Genomic DNA, 24508 nt, shown 5'->3' with positions numbered 1-24508 from the left:
TTGGAGGGATTGCGGGTGCTGAACCGGAATGCAGAGGCATTGTTTTGGATTGGCCGTTACATGGAGCGCGCTGAAAATCATGCTAGGCTGATTGATGTGCATTATCATCTTCAAGTAGAAGAGGATTTGAGCGACGAGGAAGGCAAGCAAGAAGGCGAAGCGATTGAGCCTTACTCGAAATGGGCTAGAATCGTGGATGCCTTAGGCAGCCGCGATGCGTATGAGCAGCAGTATGGCAGCTATAATGAACGCGATGTGCTTTTCTACACGACGCTGGATCGCGATAATGCCAATTCACTCGTCTCTTGCGTCAGCCATGCTCGCGGTAATCTGCGAACGCTGCGGGAGAAGGTGCCAAGCGAAATGTGGGATGCGACTAATGCCTTCTATTTGTGGCTGCGGGAGAAGCAGCCTGATGACTTGCTGCGCGAGTCGCCGCATCTGTTCTTCGGTCGCATAAAGGAATGGACGGCACTTTTTTTAGGAGTCAGCCAATCCGTCATGCCGCGGGAAAATGAGTGGCATTTCATTGAATGCGGCAGGTATCTGGAACGCTCGGAAAATACGCTGCGCATCATAAAAGCGGTAGGCAACGCGGCAAGCGGCGATGGCTGGAATAGCTCAAGCGCTTATCCTTACTTGCAGGCTGTGCTGCGTTCTGTAAGCGGCTATCAGGCATTCCGCCGTTATTATGCGGACGGTATCTCCGTTGAATCCATCGTCGAATTCGTTGTGCTCAATAGCGCATTCCCGCGGTCTCTTCATTTTGCGCTTCATACGCTCGATGACCATATGAGGCATATCGAGCTGCAGGATAAGCAGCTGCGGACAGCCCATGAGCGAGTGATTCGCCAAGTAGGAAAGGTAAAAGCGGATTTGGCATGCTTGGAGCGGGAGGATATGATCATTGATCGGAACGGAACGATCGTTGCTCATCTGCTTGATGCCTGTCAGCAGCTAGGGATGGCGTTCGCCAAAACCTTTTTTCGAATGGGGGAGGCAAGCGCATGAAGCTGAGTATTTCACATGTGACGAGGTACGAATACGCGGAGGCCGTAACGGACAGTGTCAATGAAATTCGTCTAACGCCGAGTACGAATGAGCGGCAATCCTGTTACCAGCAAGCGATATCCATCGAGCCTAACGCGTCACTATTTACCTACGAGGATTACTTCGGCAACCGGGTGCATGCCTTCTCGGTTAATGGGCCGCATAAACGGCTTACGATCCGAACTTCGATGACTGTCGTAACGAAGGAGGCGCCCTCCTCTGAGGAGCGAGCGCAATACTTAAGCAGGCGTCCGCCTGAGCAGGCATGGAACTGGCTGAGAACAGAGGATGCGGCTAATCGCTTCACGGAATTTCTGCTTACGTCAGAATATACAGCCATTACAAGCGAGGTCGAGCAGTTTGCCGGCGAAATTCCGGATGCCAATGAGAATGGTCAAGCTAGCGTGCTGGACTGGCTGAGCTCGTTATCCACCAAAATCCGGACGGAATTTATTTATGATCCGGAAGCAACTGACGTCAAAACGAGAACTTCTGATATGTTTTTGAGCAAGCGCGGCGTTTGTCAGGATTTTGCCCATCTGATGATAGCAAGCTGCAGGGCGTACGGCATTCCTGCGCGTTATGTGAGCGGCTATCACTTTGTTGGAGATTTGCAAGGCGGCAGCGCGGATTTCGAGCAAGCCTCGCATGCTTGGGTTGAAGCTTTCGTTCCGGGCCTTGGCTGGTGCAGCTTTGATCCAACGAATGTCGACCCTGTTGGCGAACGTTATGTGAAGCTGGGTCATGGCCGTGATTATAAGGATATCGTACCGGTTAAAGGCGTGTACAGAGGGACAGGCGAGCAAGTGCTGCATGTATCGGTTGACGTAAGAAATGTTGAGGATTAATCAATGAATAGACAGCGATATAAAAAACAATGAAACGCTTGTGCACCTCGCGGATCATTGTTTTTTTGTTGTCTGGAATTAGGTTTTTATGGGATATAATCTTACTTTTACCAGATTTGAATTCCGCGCCTTTACAAACCTTAAGCTAATGAGCCTGATGGTCATTTATCATTGATGTTGGCCAAGTCAGAAAGGAGCATACATGAAAATGAAAATGAAAATAGGGTTCATCATTTGGTTATCTTTTCTTTTATGCATTAGCTCCTCTTCCCTATCTGCATCATTGGCATCGTCTTCTTCGGGTAATTACAAAGATAAAGTGGCTGTTCTGATGTATCACCACGTTCATGATAAAGACACCAGCTCATCAACCATATCCACGATGCAATTTCGGGATCAGCTTATTTATTTGAAAAGCAAGGGCTACCACTTTATCCGGCTACATGAATTCCGACAGTTTATGGAAGGCGGCCAAGTGCCGGCAAAAGCAGTGCTTGTCACTTTTGACGATGGCTACCAGAGCTTCTATACATTTGCGTACCCGATTTTGAAGGAATTGTCTGTTCCGGCGGTAAATTTTTCGATTACTAATTATTTTGAGCAAGATTCACCACAAATCCCGCATTTATCTTATTTTCAAATCAATAAAATGATGAACCATTCACCGACCATTGATATTCAATGCCATACCCATAATTTGCACCACAAAATTGGGGAGAAAAGCGCAATGACATATATTGACAAGAACCTTGGCAGGCAGGCAAGCCAGATCCATCAAACAAGGATCGTCGAAGATACTTCCGCTTGCATGAACATATTGAAAAAGTCTGGCGTGGTTGAGCCTGACAGCATTAGCTATCCGTTTGGTCTTTATTCGAAATCACTGTTTCCTTTGTTGAATAAAGCAGGGATTAAATATGGGTTTACGACGAAGCCCGGCTTAGTAACTCGTAAGCAAAACAAGCTCGAGCTGCCGCGAATCAATGCTGGCAGTCCGGGAATTACACCGCAAGTGCTCCATTCGCTTCTGAAAAAGCGGGCGTAGCGCAGCCACCAAAGTGCATTGTTTTTTCCATGTATGATTGTGAGCTTATAGCACACCTTATAAGCATCAAACAGGAGGTGTCATGCAGTGAAAAAACAGTTCAAACCCGTTGTTACCTCAGTGATGGTTCTTGCATTGGGATTCTCGTTAGCGGCATGTAGTCAAAACAGTACGATGAAGGAAAAATCAATGCGTGTCAAAAATGATATGACCCGCGTTGAAGATAAGATCATTCCTTATGGTACTACTCATAACGGGACAACCCCTTATGGCACAAACCGCAATGGCATTGCGCCATATGGCGTTAACAATGATGGGATGACTCGATATGGCACGACCGATGATGGGATTACTCCCTATGCCACAAACCATAGCGGCCTGAATGGTACGGGAACGCGAATGAATAGCGTGGACCCTTTAAAAGCAGCCAGCCACTTGGCAAATCGCGCTGAGATGGTGACCGGCGTCAAAAAGGCTACAGTCGTAGTCCACAATCATGATGCAATCGTAGGGCTCGATATCGATAATCCCGGCAAAAAAGCAATTATAGAAAAACAAGTACACGCCGCATTAAAAGGACAATATCCGGCTTATAACATTCATGTCACCTCCGATCAGAACATGCATCAAAAAATTAAATCGATGAGCGGAAACTTAACAAGTGGGCATCCTATAAAAATGTTGGCGAATGACGTGGCTATTATGATTCGAGATATCGGCAATGCTATAACCGCACCGCTTCGTTAATCGTTTAGCTGGCAGCTTCTTTGCGGGAGCTGCCGGATTATTTTTATGTGTTACATATCGATTTGCTGCTAGGAGGAATACCGTTGTTAAACCGAAGGCACAGCCTGCTATTGCTGTTAATAACCGTTTTATTGCTTGGCTTCTCTGTCCCTGAAAAGCGGGATCGGTATTTTTATGAGAAAAGGGGAGAAATCGTATGGGAGGTGCCATCCGAAGACAAGAAGATTGCTTTGACCTTCGATGATGGGCCGTATCCGGCTACGACCGATATCATCCTCGATTTGCTGAAAAAATACGATGCGAAAGCTACTTTTTTTGTGCTCGGCAATAAGGTTGAACGTTTTCCGGAAACGATCAAACGTGAGATTGCAGAGGGCCATGAGGTCGCTAATCATACGTTTAACCACGTGTATTTCATGCGGTCAATTAGCGATGAGACGATTCGCGACGAAATTGTCAAAACCGAGAAGGCATTAGAAACGTTGACGGGCAAGAAGCCGTTATTATTCAGGCCGCCAGGCGGCTATTACAATGAGCATTCGATTCAGATTGCCAAGACGTTAGGCTATACGACAATCATGTGGTCATGGCATCAGGATACGAATGATTGGAAGAGCCCTGGCGTGAATCGTATCGTGAGCAAAGTGCTGAATAATGCCCGAAACGGAGATATTGTTCTCATGCATGACTTTACCCCCGGCTCGACGCAAACCGTCAGAGCTTTAGAGACCATATTGTATGAGCTGGATCAGAGGGGCTTTGAGTTTGTTACCGTAACCGAGCTAATGAAGGGCATGTCGAGCATACCGATCAATAAATAACTGCTGCATCAGACCCGTTTCTTATTGCTAAGAAGCGGGTTTTTGCTGATGGTTCGCGCTTACATTTTGACTATTGACAATTTTAGAGGCGAGATTTAAAATGAGGAAACAATGTGTAACCGATTACACATAAAAATTTCACATCCGATTCATATAAAGAGGTGCAGTGATGGCGAAGCCCAAAATTACGGTTATAGGAAGCATGAATATAGATATGGTTACCGAAACAGAGATCATGCCAAATCAAGGCGAGACGATTTTTGGCAGCGTTTTCTCCAGCTTTACAGGCGGGAAAGGCGCGAATCAAGCAGTAGCTTGCGCACGTCTTGGCGCAGAGGTGACGATGATTGGCTGTGTGGGCGAAGATCATTTCGGCAAGCAGCTTTTGGACGCACTGAAAGCAGAAGGAATCGATATTGTAAATGTGAAAACGGTTCCTCATAATTCGACCGGCATCGCGACGATCACCGTTTGCGACAACGACAACCGCATCATTGTCATTCCCGGCGCCAACCATAACCTGTATCCGGAAGATATTATGTCCTTGAAGGAAATTATTGCTGAATCGGACATGGTGCTTCTCCAACAGGAAATACCGTTCGTTACGGTACAGGCAGCCATTAAGCTGGCAAATGAGCTGAGCGTTCCGGTTATTTTAAATCCGGCACCGGCAATCAAGCTGCCAAGGGAACTTCTGGACCAAGTTTATATCATGACACCTAATGAATACGAGCTTGCCATTTTGCTGGGTCTTGACGAGAAGCAGGAACGCACCTATGAACAGCTGATTGAGCTGTATCCGCAGCGTATCGTTATGACGGGCGGCAGCAAAGGCGCATTTTACAAATCGTTGGACGGTGAAATGAAGCATGAGCCTGGCAAAAAGGTTGAGGCGGTCGATACAACCGGCGCGGGCGATACTTTTAACGGGGCGTTAGCCGTTAAGCTGAGCGAGGGTTCGACGCTTGCCGAGGCGGTAAAGTTCGCGGTTGCCGCCAGCGCATTGTCGGTTACCAAGCTTGGCGCTCAGAGCGGTATGCCTTCGCGAGCCGAAGTTGTTCGGTTTATGGAGGCACAAGCTTAATATTTTACTTCGAGAGGACTTGCAGATGAGAAAAAACGGCATATTAAATAGTGATATAGCAGCAGTAATTGCACGAATGGGCCACACCGACTATATCGTCATCGGGGATTGCGGGCTGCCTATTCCTGATACAGTGAAGCGAATCGATTTGGCTGTTAAGCCAGGGCTTCCTTCTTACTTAGATACATTAGAAGCGGTGCTTGCCGATATGGAGGTTGAGTCAGCCGTTATCGCAAGTGAAATGACGGAGCAGAACGTTCCGGTCTATGACAGAACAAAGGCTCTGCTGAACGGCATTCCGATCAAGCAGGTATCGCATGAAGCGTTTAAAGGATTGACCTTGCAAGCGAAAGCGGTAATTCGCACGGGCGAAGCGACGCCATACGCGAACATCATTTTGCAATCGGGCGTATTTTTCAAATAAGGCTGCTGTTCAGCAAAAGGGGTGGCACAGATGGATTATTTAATTGAAATGACTGGCATTCATAAATCGTTTTCCTCCGTTCAAGTATTGAAGGACGCCGCATTTCAGCTGAAGCCAGGCGAGATTCACGCTCTGATGGGCGAGAACGGCGCAGGCAAGTCAACGCTTATGAAAATTTTGACAGGCGTATACAAGGCTGACGCCGGCTCGGTTAAGGTCAAGGGGCAGGAAGTCATGTTCACGGATCCGATGCAGGCGGAGGAAATGGGCGTTGCGATCATACATCAGGAGCTGAACATTATTCCGAAGCTGTCCGTATCCGAGAATATGTTTCTAGGCAGGCAGCTTACCTATGGCAAGATGGGTATTGTTCGCGACAAGGAAATGAAACGAAGAACGAAGGAATATTTGCAACGGCTAGGTGTAGAGCTTGATCCAGATGCGGCAGCGGAAACCTTGTCCATCGGACAGCAGCAAATGATTGAGATCGCAAAGGCACTCTCGAAAAAAGCTGAGGTTCTCATTATGGACGAGCCGACTGCGGCGCTGACGGATCGAGAAATTGAAGCGTTATTTAAAATAATGGATCAGCTGCGGCGCGAAGGCGTAGGCATCGTCTACATTTCGCACCGAATGGAGGAAATCTTCCATATGTGCGACCGTATTTCGGTGCTGCGCGACGGAGCGTTTCTCGGAACGGAGAAAATAGCCGAAACGACGGTTGAGCATATTGTCCGATTGATGGTTGGCCGCGAGATTGGCGAGCGGTATCCAGAGCGCAGCAGCAAAATAGGGGCGGAACGGCTCCGCGTCGAAAACTTGAGCGACGGCAGAAAGCTCAGCGGCATCAGCTTCTCGGCAGCGGCTGGTGAAATCGTCGGCATCGCCGGTCTGATGGGCGCAGGACGAACGGAAATCGTTCGGATGCTGTTTGGAGCCGACAAGAAAAAGCACGGCAAAATTTATATCGATGGCCGTGAGGTAACGATTAACAGCCCGGCGCGGGCTATCGAAGCGGGAATCGTCTTCGTAACGGAAGACCGCAAGCATCAGGGCTTGGTGCTTGGCATGTCCGTTCGCGAGAATTTATCGTTGACCAATTATAAGCATATTGCAAGCTCAGGCGTTATTTCCGCGAAGAAGGACAACGAGCTGTCAGATAAAATGATTAAGCGATTTAATATTAGAACGCGAGATGCCGAGCAGACGGTTAAATCGTTAAGCGGCGGCAATCAGCAAAAGGTTGCTATCGGCAAATGGCTGGGCGAGCTGCCCAAGGTGTTTATTTTGGACGAGCCGACTAGAGGGGTAGACGTCGGAGCGAAGAAGGAAATTTACAACATGATGAACGAGCTCAGCGAGCAAGGCGTTACGATTATTATGGTATCATCCGATCTGCCAGAGGTGTTAGGAGTTAGCGACCGCGTTATTGTCGTTCATGAGGGACGCATTTCTACTATTTTGGATAAGGCACAAATGAATCAGGAAGCAATTATGTTTGCGGCGACAGGGGGAAGCAGCAATGGCCTTTAACAATAAACAACTTTCATCAACCTTGCAAAAGCTGGGTCCGCTCATCGGACTTCTCATTATTATCGTTATTTTAATAATCGCAAGTCCAAATTTCTTGACGGTCAACAATATTCTGAACGTATTCCGCCAAGTTTCCATTAACGCTTTGATCGCATTCGGGATGACCTTCGTTATATTGACCGGCGGCATCGATTTATCAGTAGGAGCGACGCTTGCGTTGTCAGGTGCATTAACCGCAGGCCTTCTGAACGGCGGGATGGACCCGCTCACCGCGATCATTATTGGTTTGTTTGCCGGCGGCGCAATGGGAGCGATCAATGGACTTCTTGTTACGAAAGCGAAAATCGCTCCGTTTATCGCAACGCTGGCGACGATGACGATATACCGCGGTTTCGCGCTTGTCTATACCGATGGCAGGCCGATTACTGGATTTGAAAGCGAATTATTCACATTAGTTGGCGGCGGCTACTTTTTTGGAGTTCCTGTCCCGGTTATCATCACGCTAATTATTTTCTTCGTCTTATTTTTTATTTTGCGCAAAACGACGTTTGGTCGAAATATATACGCGATCGGCGGAAATGAAGAGGCATCGCTGCTCTCCGGTATTAAGACAGGCCGCTTTAAGGTTTATGTCTATACGTTGACCGGTATGCTGTCAGCGCTTGCAGGCATTATCCTCACGTCCCGTCTTAATTCCGCGCAGGCAAATGCCGGCACCGGTTATGAGCTTGATGCCATTGCGGCTGTCGTACTAGGCGGCACAAGCTTATCCGGCGGTAAGGGCTGGATCGTAGGAACGCTCGTAGGGGCGCTTATCATTGGCGTACTGAATAACGGTTTGAATCTGCTTGGCGTTTCCTCGTTCTATCAGCAGGTTGTTAAAGGGATGGTTATTCTATTGGCTGTATTGCTGGACCGCAAAAAAGCCAATAGCTAAATCATAAAAATTAAACAAAGAAAAGGTGGTTGCAACATGAAAAAGACAACGAAGCTAGCAAGTATAGGTATTATTACAGCACTGCTCCTCGCAGGCTGCTCCACAACGGCTCCCGGCTCAGGAAACAAAGAAGCTGAATCAGGCGGCGCCAAAACGGAAGGCATCAAGATCGGACTTGCCGTATCCACGCAAAGCAATCCTTTTTTCGTTACATTAAAAGAAGGCGCTCAAACCGCAGCTACAGCGGGAGAAGCGGAGCTCATCACCGTTGACGCGCAGGACGATGCTGCTAAGCAAGCTTCCTCCATCGAGGATTTGATTCAACAAAAGGTGGATGTCATCATTATTAATCCTACAGATTCCGCAGCCATCGTTCCTGCTGTAGAATCCGCTAACGCAGCAGGCATTCCGGTTATTACGGTCGATCGGACAGCTGACGGCGGAAAAGTAGTGTCGCATATCGCTTCCGATAACAAAGCGGGCGGCGCGCTTGCAGCGAAGTTTATTGCAGAGCAGCTTGGCGGGACTGGCAAGGTTGTTGAGCTTGAAGGCATTCCGGGCTCTTCCGCAGCGCGCGAGCGCGGAGCGGGCTTTAATGAAGAAATCGCCAAATCAAGCGGCATTCAAATCGCGGCTAAGCAGCCTGCTGATTTTGACCGTGCTAAAGGGTTGACGGTTATGGAAAACATTTTGCAAGGAAACAAGGATATCAAAGCGGTCTTCGCTCATAATGACGAGATGGCGCTTGGCGCAATTAAAGCGATTGAAGCAGCGGGGGCAACCGGCATTCTAGTCGTTGGTTTCGATGCGACCGAGGATGCGGTGAAGGAAGTATTCACTGGCAAATTGAGTGCAACGGTAGCGCAGAAGCCCGATATGATGGGTATGCTGGCTGTACAAACGGCAATCAAGATTGCTAAAGGCGAAGAGGTTCAGGCATCGATTCCGGTTGAGCTTGATCTCATTACCAAAGATACCGCTAAGCAATAATAGCAGCTTTAGGCCAAACAAGTGTGTTTACGTTCTAACGAGCGTATGCACACTTGTTTTTTAAATCGATAATTCCGTATACTTTATACCAAAGGCCAGGCTGCTACGTGAAAGGATTTTGTTACGATATGACAACAATAAGAGATGTTAGCAAGCTGGCTGGCGTATCTGTCGCTACGATATCCCGCCTGCTTAATCAGAGCGGCTATGTCAGCAAGGAAGCTGAAATCGCCGTTATGGCAGCGATCCAGAAGCTTAATTATAAGCCTAACAACATTGCAAGAAGCTTGGCAGGCAAAAAAACCGCAGCCGTCGCTTTAATGGTACCCGATATTTTAAATCCGTTTTTTCCCGAAATCGCCCGCGCAGCCGAGGATGCCGCAGCGGCGCATGGGTACACGCTTGTGCTGTGCAATACGGACAATAATCCGGACAAAGAGAAGAAATATATCGAAACGTTAATCAACAAGCAAATTGACGGTATTATCATTTCTTCCTATACCGTACTTCCAGAGCAAATTATCGCCTTGCAGGACCGTTCCATACCGATCGTTGCGATCGACAAATCTTTTTCGGACTATCCGATCCTATCGATTACGGCTGCGAACCGTCATGGCGGCGAAATGGCGGTAGAGCATCTCCTGTCCGCAGGCTGCCGCAAAATCGCCCATATATCCGGCCCTACACATGTGCATGCCTCAAGGGAGAGGACGCTTGCATACGAGCAGGCTTGCAGAGATTTGCCGTGGTTTATGCCAAGCTTGATTGGTTATGGCAACTTTAACGTTGCCGGCGGCTATCAAGCGATGAAGGACATTTTTAAGCAGCATCCTGATGTAGACGGCGTGTTTGCAGGCAATGATCTGATGGCAGCCGGCGCATTAAAGGCATTAATTGAACTGGGCGTTAAAGTACCGGAGCAAGTGAAGCTAATCGGCTTCGACGGCATTCGGATGGACATGGTATACCCTGAAATTACGACGATCTCTCAGCAAATCTATTCGACGGGCAAAACCGCTATGGATTATTTGATCCGTTTAATCAACAATGAGCCCATTGAGCGCAAAAACTATGAGCTTGAGGTAGAGCTTTTGCAAAAAGCAACGACCTAGGCGACTGCTTATAGCTCGGAACGCCGTTTTTTATTTCGTAATCTTGCGGTTATATTCGTCTTTGCCATACAAATGAAAACAAGTGAAGTATATTACTTAATAGGTGATTAAACTTATGGCAGTGATAACAAAGTATTTTGAGTACGGGCAAGCCGAAATCGACTATCTCAAAAGCGTGGATGAAACGCTTGGGGCTGCTATGACGCGAATGGGCAAGGTTGAGCGCGTCATCATTCCCGACCTGTTCACGGCGCTTGTTCATGCGATAGTAGGGCAGCTTATTTCCGTTAAGGCCGTGCACACGATTTGGGAACGAATGCAGCTTCAATTTGGCGAGATTACACCAGGCCATATTGCCAAGCAGTCCGCTGATGATATTCAACGCTGCGGGATAACGATGAAAAAGGCGGTTTGTATCAAGCATATTGCCGATATGATTGTTGAAGATGCTTTGAAGCTTGATGAGCTGTATGGCTTATCCGACGCGGAGGTCATTAAGAAGCTGTCAGCCTTGAATGGAATAGGCAAATGGACGGCAGAGATGATGCTGATAAACGCGATGGAGCGCCGTGATGTTGTCAGCTGGGGTGATATTGCCATTCGCCGCGGAATGATGAAGCTCTATCGGCTGGATTCCATTACCAAAGAAGAGTTTGATCGCTATCGCAAGCGTTATTCGCCTATGGGTTCCGTCGCTTCGATTTACTTGTGGCAAATTTCATTTGAGTAAAGAGGGTTAAAAAATGGCAGGGAAAACGATTAAGGAGCAGCTATTGGAATTGTCCGAGCCTGCTTATCAAAAATTTTCTGCGGCGCTAATCCCAACGATTAATAATGTAATGGGGGTTCGGCTGCCTGAGCTGCGCAAGCTCGCAAAGCAATTAGTGAAGGATGATTGGCGCAGCTACCTGCAGCATGCGGAGAGCGAATATTTTGAAGAGGTCATGCTTCAGGGCATGGTCATCGGTTATTTGCAAACGGACGTGGAAGAAATACTGCGTTATGTCGCTGATTTTGTGCCCAAGATCGATAATTGGTCGGTATGCGATAGTTTTTGTATCGGGCTAAAATTTACGAAGGCGAATAAGGAGCGGGTATGGGATTTTTTACAGCCGTATCTAACGTCTAATCAGCCTTATGATATCCGGTTTGGTGTCGTGATGCTGCTTGATTTTTACATAGAGGATGAATATATCGATAGGGTGTTATCCTTACTCGACCGTGTAAAGCGTGATGACTATTATGTCAAAATGGCGGTCGCATGGGCGATATCCATTTGTTTTATTAAGCTGCCAGCGCCTACCCTGAGCTATTTGGAGCGCAATTCCCTGGATGTGTTCACCTACAATAAAGCTCTGCAAAAAATAACAGAGTCCTACCGTGTGGATCAGGATACCAAAAAAATGATCCGCAGCATGAAGCGGAAATAAAAGCAGCCTGCGCATTTGTTTTATTACAAATGACAGGCTGCTTTGTTGTATTTTAAATAAATTCAGTCATTCCGTTTTGCTTGAGCAGCTCAACGATTTCTTTGACGGACTGCGCCTTATCCTTCGGGCAGATCAAAAGGGCATCCGGGGTGTCCGCAATGATAAAGCCGTCTACGCCTATCGTCGTAATTAACCTGCCGTTTCCGTAGATGATCGAATGGCGTGTATCGATTCCCATATGGTTCGCCTTTATAATATTGCCTGATTCATCAGGAGGGAAGATGGCGCCAAGCGCATCCCAGCTGCCGATGTCATTCCAGCCAAATTGACCGGATAAAACAATGACGTCATCGGAGCGCTCAAGAATGCCGTAATCAATCGAGATGCTTTGGAGCGTCGGATATATGCGGTTAATCATTTCCTCTTCCTGCTCCGTGCCTAGGTAGTCGCGAAGAGGAAGCATCGTTTTATACAGCCGAGGCAGGTAACGCTTGAAATTGTCGATGATAACGGATGTTTTCCAAATGAACATGCCGCTATTCCACAAATAATTGCCTGATGAAAGGTAGCTCTGCGCTTTCTGGAAGCTCGGCTTCTCTACAAATTCGGCTACTTCATAGATAGCGACAGGATTCGAAGATATAGGCTCCTTATCGTAGGCGATGTAACCGTAGCCGGTAGATGGGAAGGTTGGCTTAATGCCGATCGTTACGATTTTGTCAGTTTCGATCGCGGCCGTACATGCCTCGTCCAGCGTAAGCCGGAATTGATCTTCATCCGTTATATAAGAATCGGAAGGCAAGACGACCATTAAAGAATCACCATAGCTCTTTTCAATGGCTAGCGCTGCAAACAGTATGCTTGCCGCTGTATTCCGGGCAACTGGCTCGATCAAAATATTGCGGCTGAGCACGCTGCTGTGCATGATGCTCTCAAGCAATACGGCTTGTGAGCGGTTCGTCACGATGATGGTGTTCTCCTGCGGAATAATGCCTTTGAAACGTTCGATCGTATCGTTTAGCATAATATCATTTCCGCTAATGTTGAGCAGCTGCTTCGGAATCTCTTGCCTAGACAATGGCCAGAAGCGGGTTCCGCCCCCGCCTGCCAGTATGGTAGCAAATTTATTCATGATGCATTACCAAATGGGCGATAGAGAAGGAAATGATGCTCTCCGAGCCTTGGTTCAGGTTTAACCCCGTACGATGGATGCCGTCATAACAAGCGCCGGTTTGAGGATCGATGAGAGAGGTATTTAATGAGTTATGTCCCAAATACCAATCATAGCATAACGCGGCTTGCTTTAAATAAGCGGGATCTTGGAGAATGATCGCTGCTTCCTTGCATGCTAGGAGCATTTCGCATGCTTCAATCGGCTGCTCGTCGTAGGGAGCGGACTCTCCGCCGCGCAGCAGCCAGCCGTGGCTGCCAATCGGTTTGTAATACCCTTCTTTGGAGAAAGTTCTGGAGGCTAGAAAATCCAAGCTTTCCTTGGCTGTTTCCTTCAAATTGTTGTTATTTGAAATACGGAATGCTTTTAATAGCGCCCAAGGCAGCATTGCATTTCCATAGGTCAGGCTGTCTTCAAACCAGTTCCAACCGTTTCCTTTGTTGCGGTTATATTGATCATGCAGCCTTGCTGCCATATTTTCGATAAGTTCGAGTATGAATGCTCTTGGCAGAAAAGCTGCCTCTTCCTCGGTAGTTGGGGTATGGGGATAGGGGAAGGAGTAAGTCAATGCTTTAGGGGTTTCAATCAGGCAGCTTAGCCCGATAATGGCATAGGCACTAGCGCGGGGAGAACCGAGCGCTTCGATATGCGGCAATGCCTGATTAATCAAATAACGACAGGTGTTTAATAGATTATCTGGCAAGGAGGCGGAGTGGGCTAACGTAAATCCAAGAGCCCAAAGCGTTCGTCCCTGGCAATCCTCCGAACCGCTTTCCTCTACGAATGAACGGCTATAGTCCATAAAATTTCTAAAGTTTCCGGCGGCATTTTGCGCATGATGGATGAAGGAGACATAAGTATGGATGAGGTCAAGAACAGCTGCCTTTCTTTTGCTGTTGTACAATAAGACGGCTGCAATTAAGGCCCGTGCGTTGTCATCGGTCGTATAGCCCTTTGAACGATCGGGCACACCAAATTTGGTATGCTGGAAAATTCCCGTATCATCTGTTATTCTGCGCATGTATCCGGATTTGAACTGCAGTATCGTTTGTACCTCCATTAAATCACACTCCTATTGTCTAACTTTGAAATCGATATTTGTTCTTGAAAGAGTTCGGCATAGGTTTTGGCGATTTCCTTCCAGAGCATCGTCTTTCCAAGCTCGGCAGTGCGATTCTCCATCTCTTTTATCAGCTCAGGATTATCTAGCAATTGAAGGATACAAGCTTCCAAAGAGGCGGCATCGCGGAAATTTGCAAGCAGTCCTCGGCCGTCAGCCAGCATTTCCGTGGCATATCGATAGGGGGTGGAAACGATGACTCTGCCATATCCGACTCCGTAAGCCAATGTGCCGCTAACCGCCTGATCTTTGCCCAAATAAGGAGTCATATAAATATCTGACATAACGAGCGATTCAATAACTTCCTCCTGCGTCAGAAGCTTGTCGACGAAGAGAACGTTATGCTGGAGACCAAGCTCGTTCACTAGCCCCATCAGCTTTTGCCTGTAAACCTCGCCCGTTTCTTGTTTGACTACCGGATGCGTTTTGCCAAATACGATATAAAGGGAATCCGGATGCTGCTTGACTACACCGCGCATGGCTTCAATGCTATATTCAATTCCTTTGCCGGGGCTTAGAAAGCCGAAGGTGGATAAAATCTTTCGGTCCGCGAAGCCGTATTGCTCTTTCAGCTTGGCGCGTGATTCGGTTTTTACATAGGGTACGCCATGGTGGATGAAAGAGACTTTAGAGGCATCAATGCCATAGATCATGCTCAAATCGTTGACGGTTGACTGCGCCATCGTTACGACTTTGACGCTGAGCTCTGCAACCCGGTTCATGATATGGCGCTGCTTGGCAGAAGGGTTTGTTAGCACGGTATGAAAGATGACGATATACGGAATGCTAAGTTTCTCTACAAAAGGAATCAATAGCTCCCCGCTTTCTCCGCCATAAATGCCGAATTCATGCTGGATCACGAGAAGGTCAACGTCCGAGAAGTTGAGATAGTCTGCTGCTTCCGAATAATCAGATTGGTTGTGCTGGTTAATTTCCTTGATCACTTGCTCGTCGTATTGGTAAGTTTCGTTGTTGTTGACAGCTATTATATGAGGTTTATCGAAGCCGGGAATATGCTCGAGCTGGTCTAATAAATCTTGTGAAAATGTAGCGATGCCGCATTCTCTCGGCAAGCTTGTTCCTAGAAAAACGATGTTTCGTTTGCTGCTTTTATTTTTTATCATACAGAGCCTCCATACTGAACTGCGATTTTTGAATAAAAAAAAGAAATAAAGAGGTCTTTATTTCCAGCGGGAAGGTTTTGTATTATTTTCAGAAAATTGAAAATTATTTCCTGTTCAAACTATAACATGACCATTTTTTCTTGTCAATTTATTGACTCTCCACTATTCTCCATATATATTTATGTAGGAGGTGTATGTGTGCCAGTCATACGCAGTAATTTAAAAGAAGTTATGGAAAATCATGATCCAAAATTATCGATACGCAAGCTTGCCAAAGATGTGAACTACCATTTTGATTCCATACGCAGAATGTATAAGGATGAGATGGTGCAGTATCCAAGGGATTTGCTGCTAAAGCTTTGTCTATACTTTAATGTCCAGCCGGGACAGCTCATTAGAATCGACCAGGATGAAGATCGACATGGAGCGCAAGATGAATCGATTGATCATCAGGAGGACGGCAATGACAAAGGAAATGACGAAAACGTGTAAACAGCTCCTGGATACATTTTATGCGAGTCCCCGCACGACGAACGTAGAGAAGCTTGTTTTCTCTGGGGTTGGCAGCCGAGATGTGTATAATATAACGGCCCCTTTTCCATATGACGGGGAGGAAGTGATCTTAGGAAGAGTTGAGGAACGGAACAGCGAGTTCTCTCAAGTCTTCTTTTTTACATGCCAAAATGAGGTTTGGAGTCCGCGCATACATACGCATACGTACAATTTGCAGGACCCATGCGTGTCGATTATCAAAGGTGAATTGATCATTGGCGGGGTTGAAGTAATCACGGCAGCCGATAATCCGCTAAACATCGTATCATGGGTCACTCAATTTTACCGCGGGTTTCAAATAGATTCATTGTGCCACTTCTCCTCCGGCCCCGGTACGATGAAGGATATTCGTCTGATCGAGCTGACAGATGGCAGAGTAGGCATATTTACAAGGCCGCAAGGGGCAAGAGGTGGAAGAGGGCAAATCGGATTTACGGTCATTGATTCGCTTGATGAGCTTGATGAGCAAACATTCATGGATGCCGAGGTGCTGCGTGACCAATTTGTTCCCGAGGAATGGGGAGGCGCTAACGAAGCGCATTTATTGAAAAATGGGCATGTTGGCGTTCTGGGGCATATCGCTTGCTTTGATGAGTTAGGCAGCAAGCATTATTATTCGATGGTTTTCTCGATCAATCCAGATACCTGCGAGAAAACACCGATTAAAATCATTGCGGTAAGAGGCGATTTTCCAAGAGGACCCGGCAAACGGCCGGACCTTGAAGATGTTATTTTTAGCGGCGGGATTATCAGATGCAGCAACGGCAGAGCGATACTTTCTGTAGGCGTAAGTGATGCGGAGGCTTACCAGATTGAGATTCCTGATCCGTTTATCGAGTATGAATGGTGAGCAGGGGCTGGTTTGACTAGATTCTATGGTCATGTTATACTTATGACTGACAAGAATTTATGGTCAAAAGAGAGCAGGAACAAACAAATGAGTAAATTTATTCAATTAAGCAAGCGCACTGGTGAAACAAAGTCTCACATGAATCAAGCAAGAAAACAGGGACGCATCCCAGCTGTATTGTATGGAATTGGTAAAGATACGATGTCGCTAGAAGTGAACGAAAAGGAAATGCTGGATATTTTGAAAAAAAATCCACGCGCTATTTTGCAGGGCAAGACAGCGGATGAGAAAGTCATTCCAATCGTCGTTCAACATATTCAAAAGGAAATCATGTCCGGCAAATTGCTGCATATTGACTTCCATCATGTGAATATGACAAAAATGATGGATAGCAAAGTAACGATCCATTTCTCTGGCGACGCTATCGGTTTGAAATCCGGCGGCACATTGCAAGTGGACATCTATGAAGTGGAAGTCCGCTGCATGCCAGACGTTCTCCCGACTTCAATGGAAGTGGACATTAGCGGCCTTGCAGCAGGCGATCAGCTTCTCGTTTCGGATTTGATCTTCATGGACGGAATCGAAGTGTTAACTGATCCGGCTACGGTCATGATCCAAATCAAAGCGGTACATGCGGAAGTCGAAGAAACAGCATAATCACTCACATTTAAATAGATGTAAATGGTATCCCCTTCGGGCAGCTTGCGTAAGATTCATCGGTTATGAATCTAATCGCAGCTGCTGGAAGGGGATATTTTCATAGCTACTTGGCGTCATGAAAAATAATGCCTAGACTGTACCTGGTTCCCGCTGTTATCGTGCCAACCCCGTGTTTTAGCGTCGTTTTATAGTAGCCGCGCGTTCCTGCTGTAGGACGATGATTGGTGGGGAAGATCAGTCCTTCGCCTTGCTCAAGCGTAATGACATGGCCCCGGCTTTGCGCCCGCGGCCGCTGCTCCACCAGCAGAAACTCACCGCCAGAGTAATCGACCTCTCTCTGATTAAGTGCGAATACGACTTGGAAGGGAAAATAGATTTTTCCATACAAATCCTGATGCAGGCAGTTGTAGCCTCCAGCTTCGTATTTTAATATAAGCGGTGTGGAGCGGGCTTGCTCTTCGCTGTGGCATTGATCCAGAAATTCGGATAGCGCAGCTGGGTATGAGGAGTCATGCCCCAATTGTTCAAGCCAGCGATTAGCTGTTTTTGCAAGCTCTGGATACAGCCGATCACGCAGCTGCTGCACCAAGGGCGGGAGAGGCGCTTCGTAATATTTGTATTCCCCTATACCAAAGCGGTATCTGGCCATGTTAATCGTGTTTCGAAAATGGTCCGGATTCTCATAGGTATCGATGATTTCCTTGCATTCCGCTTTGTTTAACAAAGGGGGGAGCTTCGAGAATCCGCTCTCGTCTATTTGCTGCTGAATCAAATGCCAATTCAGCTGAGCTATTTTCTCAAGCAGATGATCAGGCATGTTGAAAACCTCCTCCACGATAGATTGGCAAGTCGATGTGATTTACGAACAGTATACCCTCTAACGCAGCCAGCTGTACGGCATTTCGAATGTAAGCGCAAGATCACAAAATGATGGACGATTAATGGAACATTTCGGTATCGCCGTTGTCTAATTAAATGAGGTGGTCGGCTTGGAGTACTTGAAGAGTATCACGATAACAAGTGATAACATGGATTCGATATTTGCGGATTTGATGGCTGTTTATGGAGATGATGTATGGCATTATATTTTCCTATTAGTCAAGAGCAAGGACGCTGCGGATGACATCACGCAGGATGTTTTTTTAAACGCGTATCGTTTGCTGCATCGTTTTGAAGGCAGAAGCTCACCCAAAACCTGGCTGCTGACGATAGCGAGGAACAAGTCGATCAATTGGCTCAAATCCTCCTTTATTAAGCGGGTCTTGTTAATGGGTTCCGTTTCACATACGTCTAGTCAAAGATCGGCTGAACTGGAAGCTTTGGATCAAATGGGCGTGAGCGCGATCTGGCAATCGGTATTAAAGCTGCCAGCCAAGCAGAGAGAAGTGTTGATTCTCGATGCCCACTACCAGCTTTCGTATTCGGAGATGGCTGGAATGCTGCAAATATCAGAAGGAACGGTCAAATCCCGCTTGCACAGAGCCCGCGCCCTAATGGAGCTTATGCTGAAGGAGGAGGGTGGGAAGCTATGAAAACGAATCATGATTCGAAGCCAAGCTGGTATGAGGCTTTGTTAAAACCTCCGGTTGAGGGCCAAAAATGGACTGCGGCGAAAAGCGAGAGGCTGCTGCAGGAAATAAGCATGCGGAGGCGGAAGAAAGAGCCTTTTGGCAAACGATCCCTTAAGCTTGGTTGGTTTGTGCCTATTATTGCAATCCTTGCTGCTGCAATGGTGTTTATTTCGACTGATGGGTTTAATCGGACCTTCTTTGTCGGAGAGAACAATAGAAATGCAGGAACAGTTGATGGTGCGAAGTGGGAGATGTTCCCAGGCGGAGAGATGATTGCGGGGACACCGGCAGGTGCGATGTGGATGATCCATAAACAGCTTAAGGAGCTGATGGGCCACAAAGTACAAATCATCGCAACCCATCAGCAATCGGGAATGAGCATAGTGGAGCTTCCCGAAATGACGATTAACGATACTAATGCGCAGGAAATAGACAAACGGCTGCTTTCCTCCGTAGATGCCGTTACCAAAACACGTATCGCTTCCGATATGGCTATTCCTTTAGGCGGGAAATGGCGCTTTGAATTGTTCATTGACGGGTTAAGTAGCGGCAGCAAGGAATGGACCGTTCCAGACGGCGGCTGGGAGCTTAGTCCTTCATTTGTATCGGGATCTTATTCGATGACAGGAACCCAGGGGAAGTTAGGATTTATTGATCCGGGTTTCATTGCAGGCAAAGGAAATAAGTATATGTGGCATTTTTGGGGAGCGAAAGAGGAGCTTACGGGAGGGTTGCAAATTTATGCTGTTCGGGAGTCGACAAATGAGCTGTTGACGGTATTTGAGAGCAGGGTTAGCCCAGGAGAACATAATGGAGCTGATGCTGTTCTGCCGTCTGGGATGACGCTGCCGCATGCAGGGAAATGGAAGCTAATCGTCATGATTAACAAGCAGTGGTTCGGAAATGTCGTTGTTCAGGTGGAGAAGGGGGAGTAGTTGGGAGAGGAAGGGCGGTGCGCCCTTCCTGCTGGATATTGAACTTTAAGGATTCCAAGTATGAAGCGAAGTATAACCATCGGCCACATGATCTTCATCAAACGTGACAGGAATGACATAATACCCGATAACCTTATAATTTGCATCATATAAGTAAATATAGAAGAAAATATCGTCTACATTTTTTGGAGCCTGTGGATCAGTGGTTTGATGGTAGTAAAATTTAACAAGCGAGTATTCTTTGCCGTCATCCGCATTGATCGCTCTCGCTGACAATCCGATATTTCGGAAATTGAATTCAAACGGAGCTGTATTTAACTTAAGGTTATCTTTCCCCGGAGCTTCAGGATAGCTGCTCGTCTTTAGTAGTATGGATTCGTATGAGTATCCAATATATTTGGCGTTAGGCTGTTCTTGCGTAATTTTTTGTGGGTCAAGATAAATGGTGTAAGCATTTCTAAAAGGCGTTTGGAAATATGGCTCTTCTTTAAAAGCGTCAATTAACTCTTGCTTACTTAGTGTTACGGCCCTAACTCCAAAATTTTCGGTAATTCTCGTTACAGGAGTCATATCATAATGATAGGTTCCGCTGTACAAAAGCTCTTGATCACGAATGACTTTAACATCAAACGAACCGGTTGCTGAAGCAATAGAATCAGCTTTTAACATGCAATAATCAGAGGTACAGGTTTTAAATGGCGTTAATTCACCTGATTTGTAAAGTTCAATAGAATCAGTTGAGAGCAGCCTTTTTCCTTCAACCATACTGAGTTCAAATAAATACGTATATTCAAGAGATTGATTGCCTTGAGCATCGGTTTTATAAGTACTTTGCCGTTTAATCATCGAAGCCTCTTGAATGGTTCTTGGATAATGAATGTTAATCGTATATTCCTTTATATGCAATTTGTCGCCGCTAAGTACGCTGAGCACTACGGTATTGTCGCTCAGTGGAGCGATGTTTACGTTAAAAGTGCTCGTATCTGTTTGCAGCTCTTTATTTTCAATCGTGTTTCCATGGCCGCTAATGACTCTGTAAAAAACTTTCTCATAAGTGGATTTAGTTACCGTGACAGGAACAGTCAGGGCTTGAATGTTGCGATCAACAATGACGCTGTAAGAGAATACGTCTGGCTTAAAGCCAATTTCCTTTTCGTAATAGTTCGTATCAAGCTGAGTAAGAGACAATCCTTTAAGCGATACATCCATTAATGAAGCATCCTTACATTCTATCGGCGGGTTTGCACCTTCACATCCGTTGCTGCTGCCACCGCCATTAGATCCGCCATCGGACCCACCGTTATTACCGCCATTGGATCCGCCTCCAATTGCGCCACCGCTGCTAGGGGGAGTCGTGTTGGATGCTCCATCTCCACTGACCTCAGAAGGCTTGGTCTCGAAGCTGGACCCTTTCGCGCCGTTATTGACAATCGCCTTCTCTACTTTTCCTTGTCCTATCAACTTGGCAACCGCATCGAGTACGAGCTGCAAGACTTTAGCATCCTTGCCTAGGTTCACTTCCGCGTTTGATCCAGCAGAATCGATATTCAATTTGTTAATCGTTCCACTCGGTATGCTCACTTTGATGTTTGAAGCAAGAACATTAACATTTTCGAATACTCCAGTAAGCTGTACTTGCGAGTTGGCAGGCAGCACATTCGATAATTCGACATCTTTAAAACCGCTGTCCGTAACGAATGACTCTTCCAATTTGACAGGCGTTTGCACCAAAACATGTTGTACGGAAGTGGCTCCAGCAACGACAACGCGTACTGACCCATCTTTCTTGTCAACTGTAATCCGTACGAGTACCGAGTCCTCGAAATGAATGGAATTCGCTCCGCCGCCTTGAATGGACGTTGTCCCTTTGACGGATACTTTCTTAAAGATGGCATCGCCCTCACCAACCGTTGCGGCAATCGTTAGATTACCCTCAATAATGGTATTTTGAAGCGTAACGCCAGCAGAGGAGACGATAACGTTTCCTTTTATCGTTTGCGTACCGCTCTCAGGGCCATATACGCCTGCTTTATCATAATTAGTGTCAGGTATGTACATTCCAAGGGCATTTACAAGCAAGGTTACAGCTTGCGCTCTCGTAAGTTTATCCTGCGGTCCGAAGTTTCCGTTTGTATAGCCGCTAATTACCTTTTTATTCACCAGTGCGGCTACCGAAGGTTTACTCCATGCCGCAATTTTAGACTCATCTTTAAATTGCTCAGTGCCTTCATCGCCGCCAAGCTCAAGCTTGAGCAGGCTTGCAATCATGCCAGAAGCTTCCTCGCGCGTAACCTGTTTGTTGGGACGAATGGTTCCATCCTCATAGCCTTTTACGTATTCAGCATTTACTGCGGCAGCTACTTGCGCATAAGCCCAGTTCGTGCTTGTCAGATCAGTAAAATAAATTTTTGCTTGCTCAGTCAGCTTGAATGAGCGATTAATTAAGGCTATCAATTCAGCTCGGGTAATGGCTTGATTAGGCTGATAGGAGCCGTCGTCATATCCTTGAAGCAATCCTTGCTCAATCCATTTGCGCATATTGGTTTCCGCCCAATGATTCTTAAGATCATCAGAAGCAGGCTTCTCAGCTGCCCACACGTTACTAAATAGCGATAGGGACATCGCAAGCACAACTAAAAAACTTGCAGATTTTTTCATTTTTTTAAACAATGACAAGTCAATTCTCCTCTACGAAATAAGTTTATTGATAAAAATGGATGAATAGTGAGTTATTCCATTATATCCAGCATCCTCCATAGTGTCGATAGAAAAGGAATGAGAAAAGAGACCTAGGCCCGAAATCACAGTACATACCTCGGCATGCAAATGCGCGGGCACATCAAAAAACGTCCGGTTCATCTTGAGCGGTTGAATGATATTTTCGATAACATAGCTTTCGTACGCCATGCCAGATACACGGGAGATCATCTCTCCGAGCAGGGCAAAGCCGACTGTGGAATAGTTGTAGGCTGCCCCGGCTCGCAAACAAGAGGACCTTGCAGCACTTTGCTAATCCAATTATCCATGCCGCCTGCGCCCCACCACTCACGCGGATAAGGTTCATTATAGTAAACTGTCACTGGCATAATGCCGGATGTATGCGTCAGCAAATGAAACAAGGTGATCTCTTTATGAACGGGATTATTGAACTCTTCCAATATAGGAGCTACGGGGAAATCGATGTACAGCTTGCCGTCCTCGATTAATTTCATGATGGATACGCTAGTGAACGCCTTCGTGATCGAAGATAGTTTGCGCAAGGAATCCGGCTGCTTGAATTTGTTGATGCGCAATTAAATTCTGGAAGTGACTATCCAGCTTGCTTAGCTGCCTAGAGTCAAGCTCTACATCCTCAGGCGACGCATCCAAGGTTCCCTCTGTAATATTCCAATGGCCCAGCAATTCCTTCATCGACATCCAACACCTTCCTTAAATTAGCAGGCGCGGCAGCAGCTTGCTCCATTTATTTGTATAATAGAAGAAAGTAAACGAGTGTTAGAGGGGAGTATTCCATTGACGCTACAACAATTAAAGTACGTGATCGAGGTCGCTACTCGGGGCTCCATTAATGAAGCGGCGAAGCGGTTGTTTATTTCTCAGCCCAGTCTTTCAAATGCGATTAAGGACTTGGAAGAGGAAATGCAGGTTGCGATTTTTGATCGATCAAATAAAGGGATATCGCTCTCTAAGGAGGGCGTTGAGTTTTTAAGCTATGCCCGGCAAGTAGTGGAGCAGGCGGAGCTACTTGAGAGCCGGTACTTGAATGCCAAACCTTCCCCGCAGCATTTTTCAGTGTCTACTCAGCATTATGCTTTCGCTGTAAATGCATTTGTGAGCTTGGTTCGGGAATACGGCCAGGATGAATATGAGTTAACTTTGCGCGAGACCAAAACCTATGAAATTATCGAGGATGTCAAAAATTTGCGCAGCGAGATTGGCATTTTGTATCTTAACGAGTTCAATGGAAATGTCATCAACAAGCTGCTCAAAACCGCGAATTTGCAATTCGTCAGCTTGTTCACAGCTAAGCCGCATATTTTCATCAGCATCAAAAATCCGCTCGCCAACCAGTCCATCGTGTCTATGGACCAGCTTCAAAATTACCCGTATTTGTCCTTTGACCAGGGCGAATATAATTCATTTCATTTTTCAGAAGAGATCCTTAGTACGATGTCGCATAAAAAAAGCATTCGTGTAAACGATCGCGCGACGCTGTTCAATTTATTGATTGGCTTGAACGGATATACGATATCGACAGGGGTTCTGAGCGCCGATTTAAACGGCAATGAAATTATTCCCGTACCTTTAGATATTGAGGAAACGATTAATGTCGGTTGGATTTCCCATAAAAACGCCTCGTTATCCAAGCTCGGAGCGGCATATGTGGAGGCCCTTATACAAGCGACAGCACAATAATATTTTGGTATAGCCTTAGGCTATAACTAGATATAGTTTAATCCAGTTACACTATACCTGCGAATACGTGATATCTTTCTTGTAACAA

Annotated in this window: 25 protein-coding genes and 1 pseudogene; 19 read left to right on the top strand and 7 right to left on the bottom strand. The window is 46.5% G+C overall.

Features of this window, described 5'->3' with window-relative positions:
- Positions 1-15 precede the first annotated feature (15 nt).
- The 13 genes from ADU23_RS00595 (at position 16) to ADU23_RS00535 (ending at position 12021) form a co-directional block, all read left to right on the top strand.
- Entirely contained in the window at positions 16-1011 is a 996-nt protein-coding gene (locus ADU23_RS00595; RefSeq protein WP_053371963.1) for an alpha-E domain-containing protein, read from the top strand.
- Positions 1008-1898 carry a transglutaminase family protein gene (locus ADU23_RS00590; RefSeq protein ID WP_053371962.1) on the top strand — a complete coding sequence of 297 codons (891 nt, stop codon included), beginning with the start codon at positions 1008-1010 and terminating at the stop codon, positions 1896-1898. Before ADU23_RS00595 ends, ADU23_RS00590 begins: the two co-directional genes overlap by 4 nt.
- A gap of 208 nt (positions 1899-2106) precedes the next feature.
- Positions 2107-2943 (top strand): polysaccharide deacetylase family protein, encoded by an 837-nt coding sequence (locus tag ADU23_RS00585; protein ID WP_197286026.1) that lies wholly within the window; start codon positions 2107-2109, stop codon positions 2941-2943.
- Between the two features lie 87 nt (positions 2944-3030).
- Positions 3031-3690, top strand: coding sequence for a YhcN/YlaJ family sporulation lipoprotein (locus ADU23_RS00580; protein WP_053371960.1), 660 nt, complete (start codon positions 3031-3033; stop codon positions 3688-3690).
- An 83-nt stretch (positions 3691-3773) separates the two neighbouring features.
- Complete coding sequence (locus ADU23_RS00575) at positions 3774-4511, top strand: polysaccharide deacetylase family protein (RefSeq protein WP_082311269.1); 738 nt, start codon at positions 3774-3776, stop codon at positions 4509-4511.
- A 169-nt stretch (positions 4512-4680) separates the two neighbouring features.
- Entirely contained in the window at positions 4681-5595 is a 915-nt protein-coding gene (rbsK, locus tag ADU23_RS00570) for a ribokinase (RefSeq protein WP_053371959.1), read from the top strand.
- 25 nt (positions 5596-5620) lie between these two features.
- Positions 5621-6019: a D-ribose pyranase gene (gene rbsD, locus ADU23_RS00565; protein ID WP_053371958.1), complete on the top strand. Its 399-nt coding sequence runs from the start codon at positions 5621-5623 to the stop codon at positions 6017-6019.
- 30 nt (positions 6020-6049) lie between these two features.
- Complete coding sequence (locus ADU23_RS00560) at positions 6050-7552, top strand: sugar ABC transporter ATP-binding protein (protein ID WP_053371957.1); 1503 nt, start codon at positions 6050-6052, stop codon at positions 7550-7552.
- Complete coding sequence (locus ADU23_RS00555) at positions 7542-8489, top strand: ABC transporter permease subunit (RefSeq protein ID WP_053371956.1); 948 nt, start codon at positions 7542-7544, stop codon at positions 8487-8489. Before ADU23_RS00560 ends, ADU23_RS00555 begins: the two co-directional genes overlap by 11 nt.
- Positions 8490-8525: 36 nt before the next feature.
- Positions 8526-9479 (top strand): ribose ABC transporter substrate-binding protein RbsB, encoded by a 954-nt coding sequence (gene rbsB / locus ADU23_RS00550; RefSeq protein WP_053371955.1) that lies wholly within the window; start codon positions 8526-8528, stop codon positions 9477-9479.
- A 128-nt stretch (positions 9480-9607) separates the two neighbouring features.
- The gene (locus ADU23_RS00545) at positions 9608-10591 is read left to right on the top strand and encodes a LacI family DNA-binding transcriptional regulator (protein WP_053371954.1); all 984 of its coding nucleotides are present in this window, start codon (positions 9608-9610) and stop codon (positions 10589-10591) included.
- Positions 10592-10706: 115 nt separating this feature from the next.
- The gene (locus tag ADU23_RS00540; RefSeq protein ID WP_053371953.1) at positions 10707-11321 is read left to right on the top strand and encodes a DNA-3-methyladenine glycosylase family protein; all 615 of its coding nucleotides are present in this window, start codon (positions 10707-10709) and stop codon (positions 11319-11321) included.
- A gap of 13 nt (positions 11322-11334) precedes the next feature.
- Positions 11335-12021, top strand: coding sequence for a DNA alkylation repair protein (locus tag ADU23_RS00535; RefSeq protein WP_053371952.1), 687 nt, complete (start codon positions 11335-11337; stop codon positions 12019-12021).
- 52 nt (positions 12022-12073) lie between these two features.
- Here ADU23_RS00535 and ADU23_RS00530 read toward each other — a convergent pair whose 3' ends face one another.
- The 3 genes from ADU23_RS00530 to ADU23_RS00520 are packed head-to-tail and all read right to left on the bottom strand — an operon-like array spanning position 12074 to position 15436.
- Positions 12074-13153, bottom strand: a complete 1080-nt coding sequence (locus ADU23_RS00530) for a mannose-1-phosphate guanylyltransferase (RefSeq protein WP_053371951.1) — start codon at positions 13151-13153, stop codon at positions 12074-12076.
- Positions 13146-14252 carry a glycosyl transferase gene (locus ADU23_RS00525; protein ID WP_053371950.1) on the bottom strand — a complete coding sequence of 369 codons (1107 nt, stop codon included), beginning with the start codon at positions 14250-14252 and terminating at the stop codon, positions 13146-13148. Before ADU23_RS00525 ends, ADU23_RS00530 begins: the two co-directional genes overlap by 8 nt.
- Positions 14252-15436: a glycosyltransferase family 4 protein gene (locus ADU23_RS00520; protein WP_053371949.1), complete on the bottom strand. Its 1185-nt coding sequence runs from the start codon at positions 15434-15436 to the stop codon at positions 14252-14254. The genes ADU23_RS00525 and ADU23_RS00520 overlap by 1 nt, the downstream gene beginning before the upstream one ends.
- Before the next feature lie 198 nt (positions 15437-15634).
- On the opposite strand from ADU23_RS00520, the gene ADU23_RS00515 reads away from it, so the two are divergent.
- The 3 genes from ADU23_RS00515 (at position 15635) to ADU23_RS00505 (ending at position 17495) form a co-directional block, all read left to right on the top strand.
- Entirely contained in the window at positions 15635-15928 is a 294-nt protein-coding gene (locus ADU23_RS00515; RefSeq protein WP_053371948.1) for a helix-turn-helix domain-containing protein, read from the top strand.
- Positions 15900-16838: a DUF1861 family protein gene (locus ADU23_RS00510; RefSeq protein WP_053371947.1), complete on the top strand. Its 939-nt coding sequence runs from the start codon at positions 15900-15902 to the stop codon at positions 16836-16838. Before ADU23_RS00515 ends, ADU23_RS00510 begins: the two co-directional genes overlap by 29 nt.
- A gap of 87 nt (positions 16839-16925) precedes the next feature.
- Positions 16926-17495: a 50S ribosomal protein L25 gene (locus ADU23_RS00505; protein ID WP_053371946.1), complete on the top strand. Its 570-nt coding sequence runs from the start codon at positions 16926-16928 to the stop codon at positions 17493-17495.
- Positions 17496-17601: 106 nt separating this feature from the next.
- On the opposite strand, the gene ADU23_RS00500 is transcribed toward ADU23_RS00505, so the two are convergent.
- Positions 17602-18315, bottom strand: a complete 714-nt coding sequence (locus tag ADU23_RS00500; protein WP_053371945.1) for a 2OG-Fe(II) oxygenase — start codon at positions 18313-18315, stop codon at positions 17602-17604.
- A gap of 163 nt (positions 18316-18478) precedes the next feature.
- Between ADU23_RS00500 and ADU23_RS00495 the strand changes: the two genes are divergently transcribed.
- On the top strand, positions 18479-19030 hold the full coding sequence (locus ADU23_RS00495; protein ID WP_442950596.1) for an RNA polymerase sigma factor: 552 nt from the start codon (positions 18479-18481) through the stop codon (positions 19028-19030).
- Positions 19027-20004, top strand: a complete 978-nt coding sequence (locus tag ADU23_RS00490) for a DUF4871 domain-containing protein (protein WP_053371943.1) — start codon at positions 19027-19029, stop codon at positions 20002-20004. The genes ADU23_RS00495 and ADU23_RS00490 overlap by 4 nt, the downstream gene beginning before the upstream one ends.
- Before the next feature lie 45 nt (positions 20005-20049).
- Here the strand turns inward: ADU23_RS00490 and ADU23_RS00485 are convergent, their stop codons facing one another.
- From ADU23_RS00485 to ADU23_RS32580, 3 genes and pseudogenes are all read right to left on the bottom strand, one after another.
- A complete protein-coding gene (locus ADU23_RS00485) occupies positions 20050-22680 on the bottom strand; it encodes an S-layer homology domain-containing protein (RefSeq protein ID WP_053371942.1) in 2631 nt (876 codons plus the stop codon).
- Positions 22681-22692: 12 nt separating this feature from the next.
- Positions 22693-23216: pseudogene (locus tag ADU23_RS34140) on the bottom strand (serine hydrolase domain-containing protein).
- A gap of 10 nt (positions 23217-23226) precedes the next feature.
- Positions 23227-23421, bottom strand: coding sequence for a hypothetical protein (locus ADU23_RS32580; protein ID WP_053371939.1), 195 nt, complete (start codon positions 23419-23421; stop codon positions 23227-23229).
- A gap of 96 nt (positions 23422-23517) precedes the next feature.
- Between ADU23_RS32580 and ADU23_RS00465 the strand changes: the two genes are divergently transcribed.
- Positions 23518-24420, top strand: a complete 903-nt coding sequence (locus ADU23_RS00465; protein WP_053371938.1) for a LysR family transcriptional regulator — start codon at positions 23518-23520, stop codon at positions 24418-24420.
- Positions 24421-24508 lie beyond the last annotated feature (88 nt).

The organism is Paenibacillus sp. FJAT-27812 (assembly GCF_001273905.1).
Lineage (GTDB): Bacteria > Bacillota > Bacilli > Paenibacillales > Paenibacillaceae > Pristimantibacillus.
Note: the sequence above shows the minus strand (reverse complement) of the source record. Positions and strands in the feature narration are given on the sequence as shown.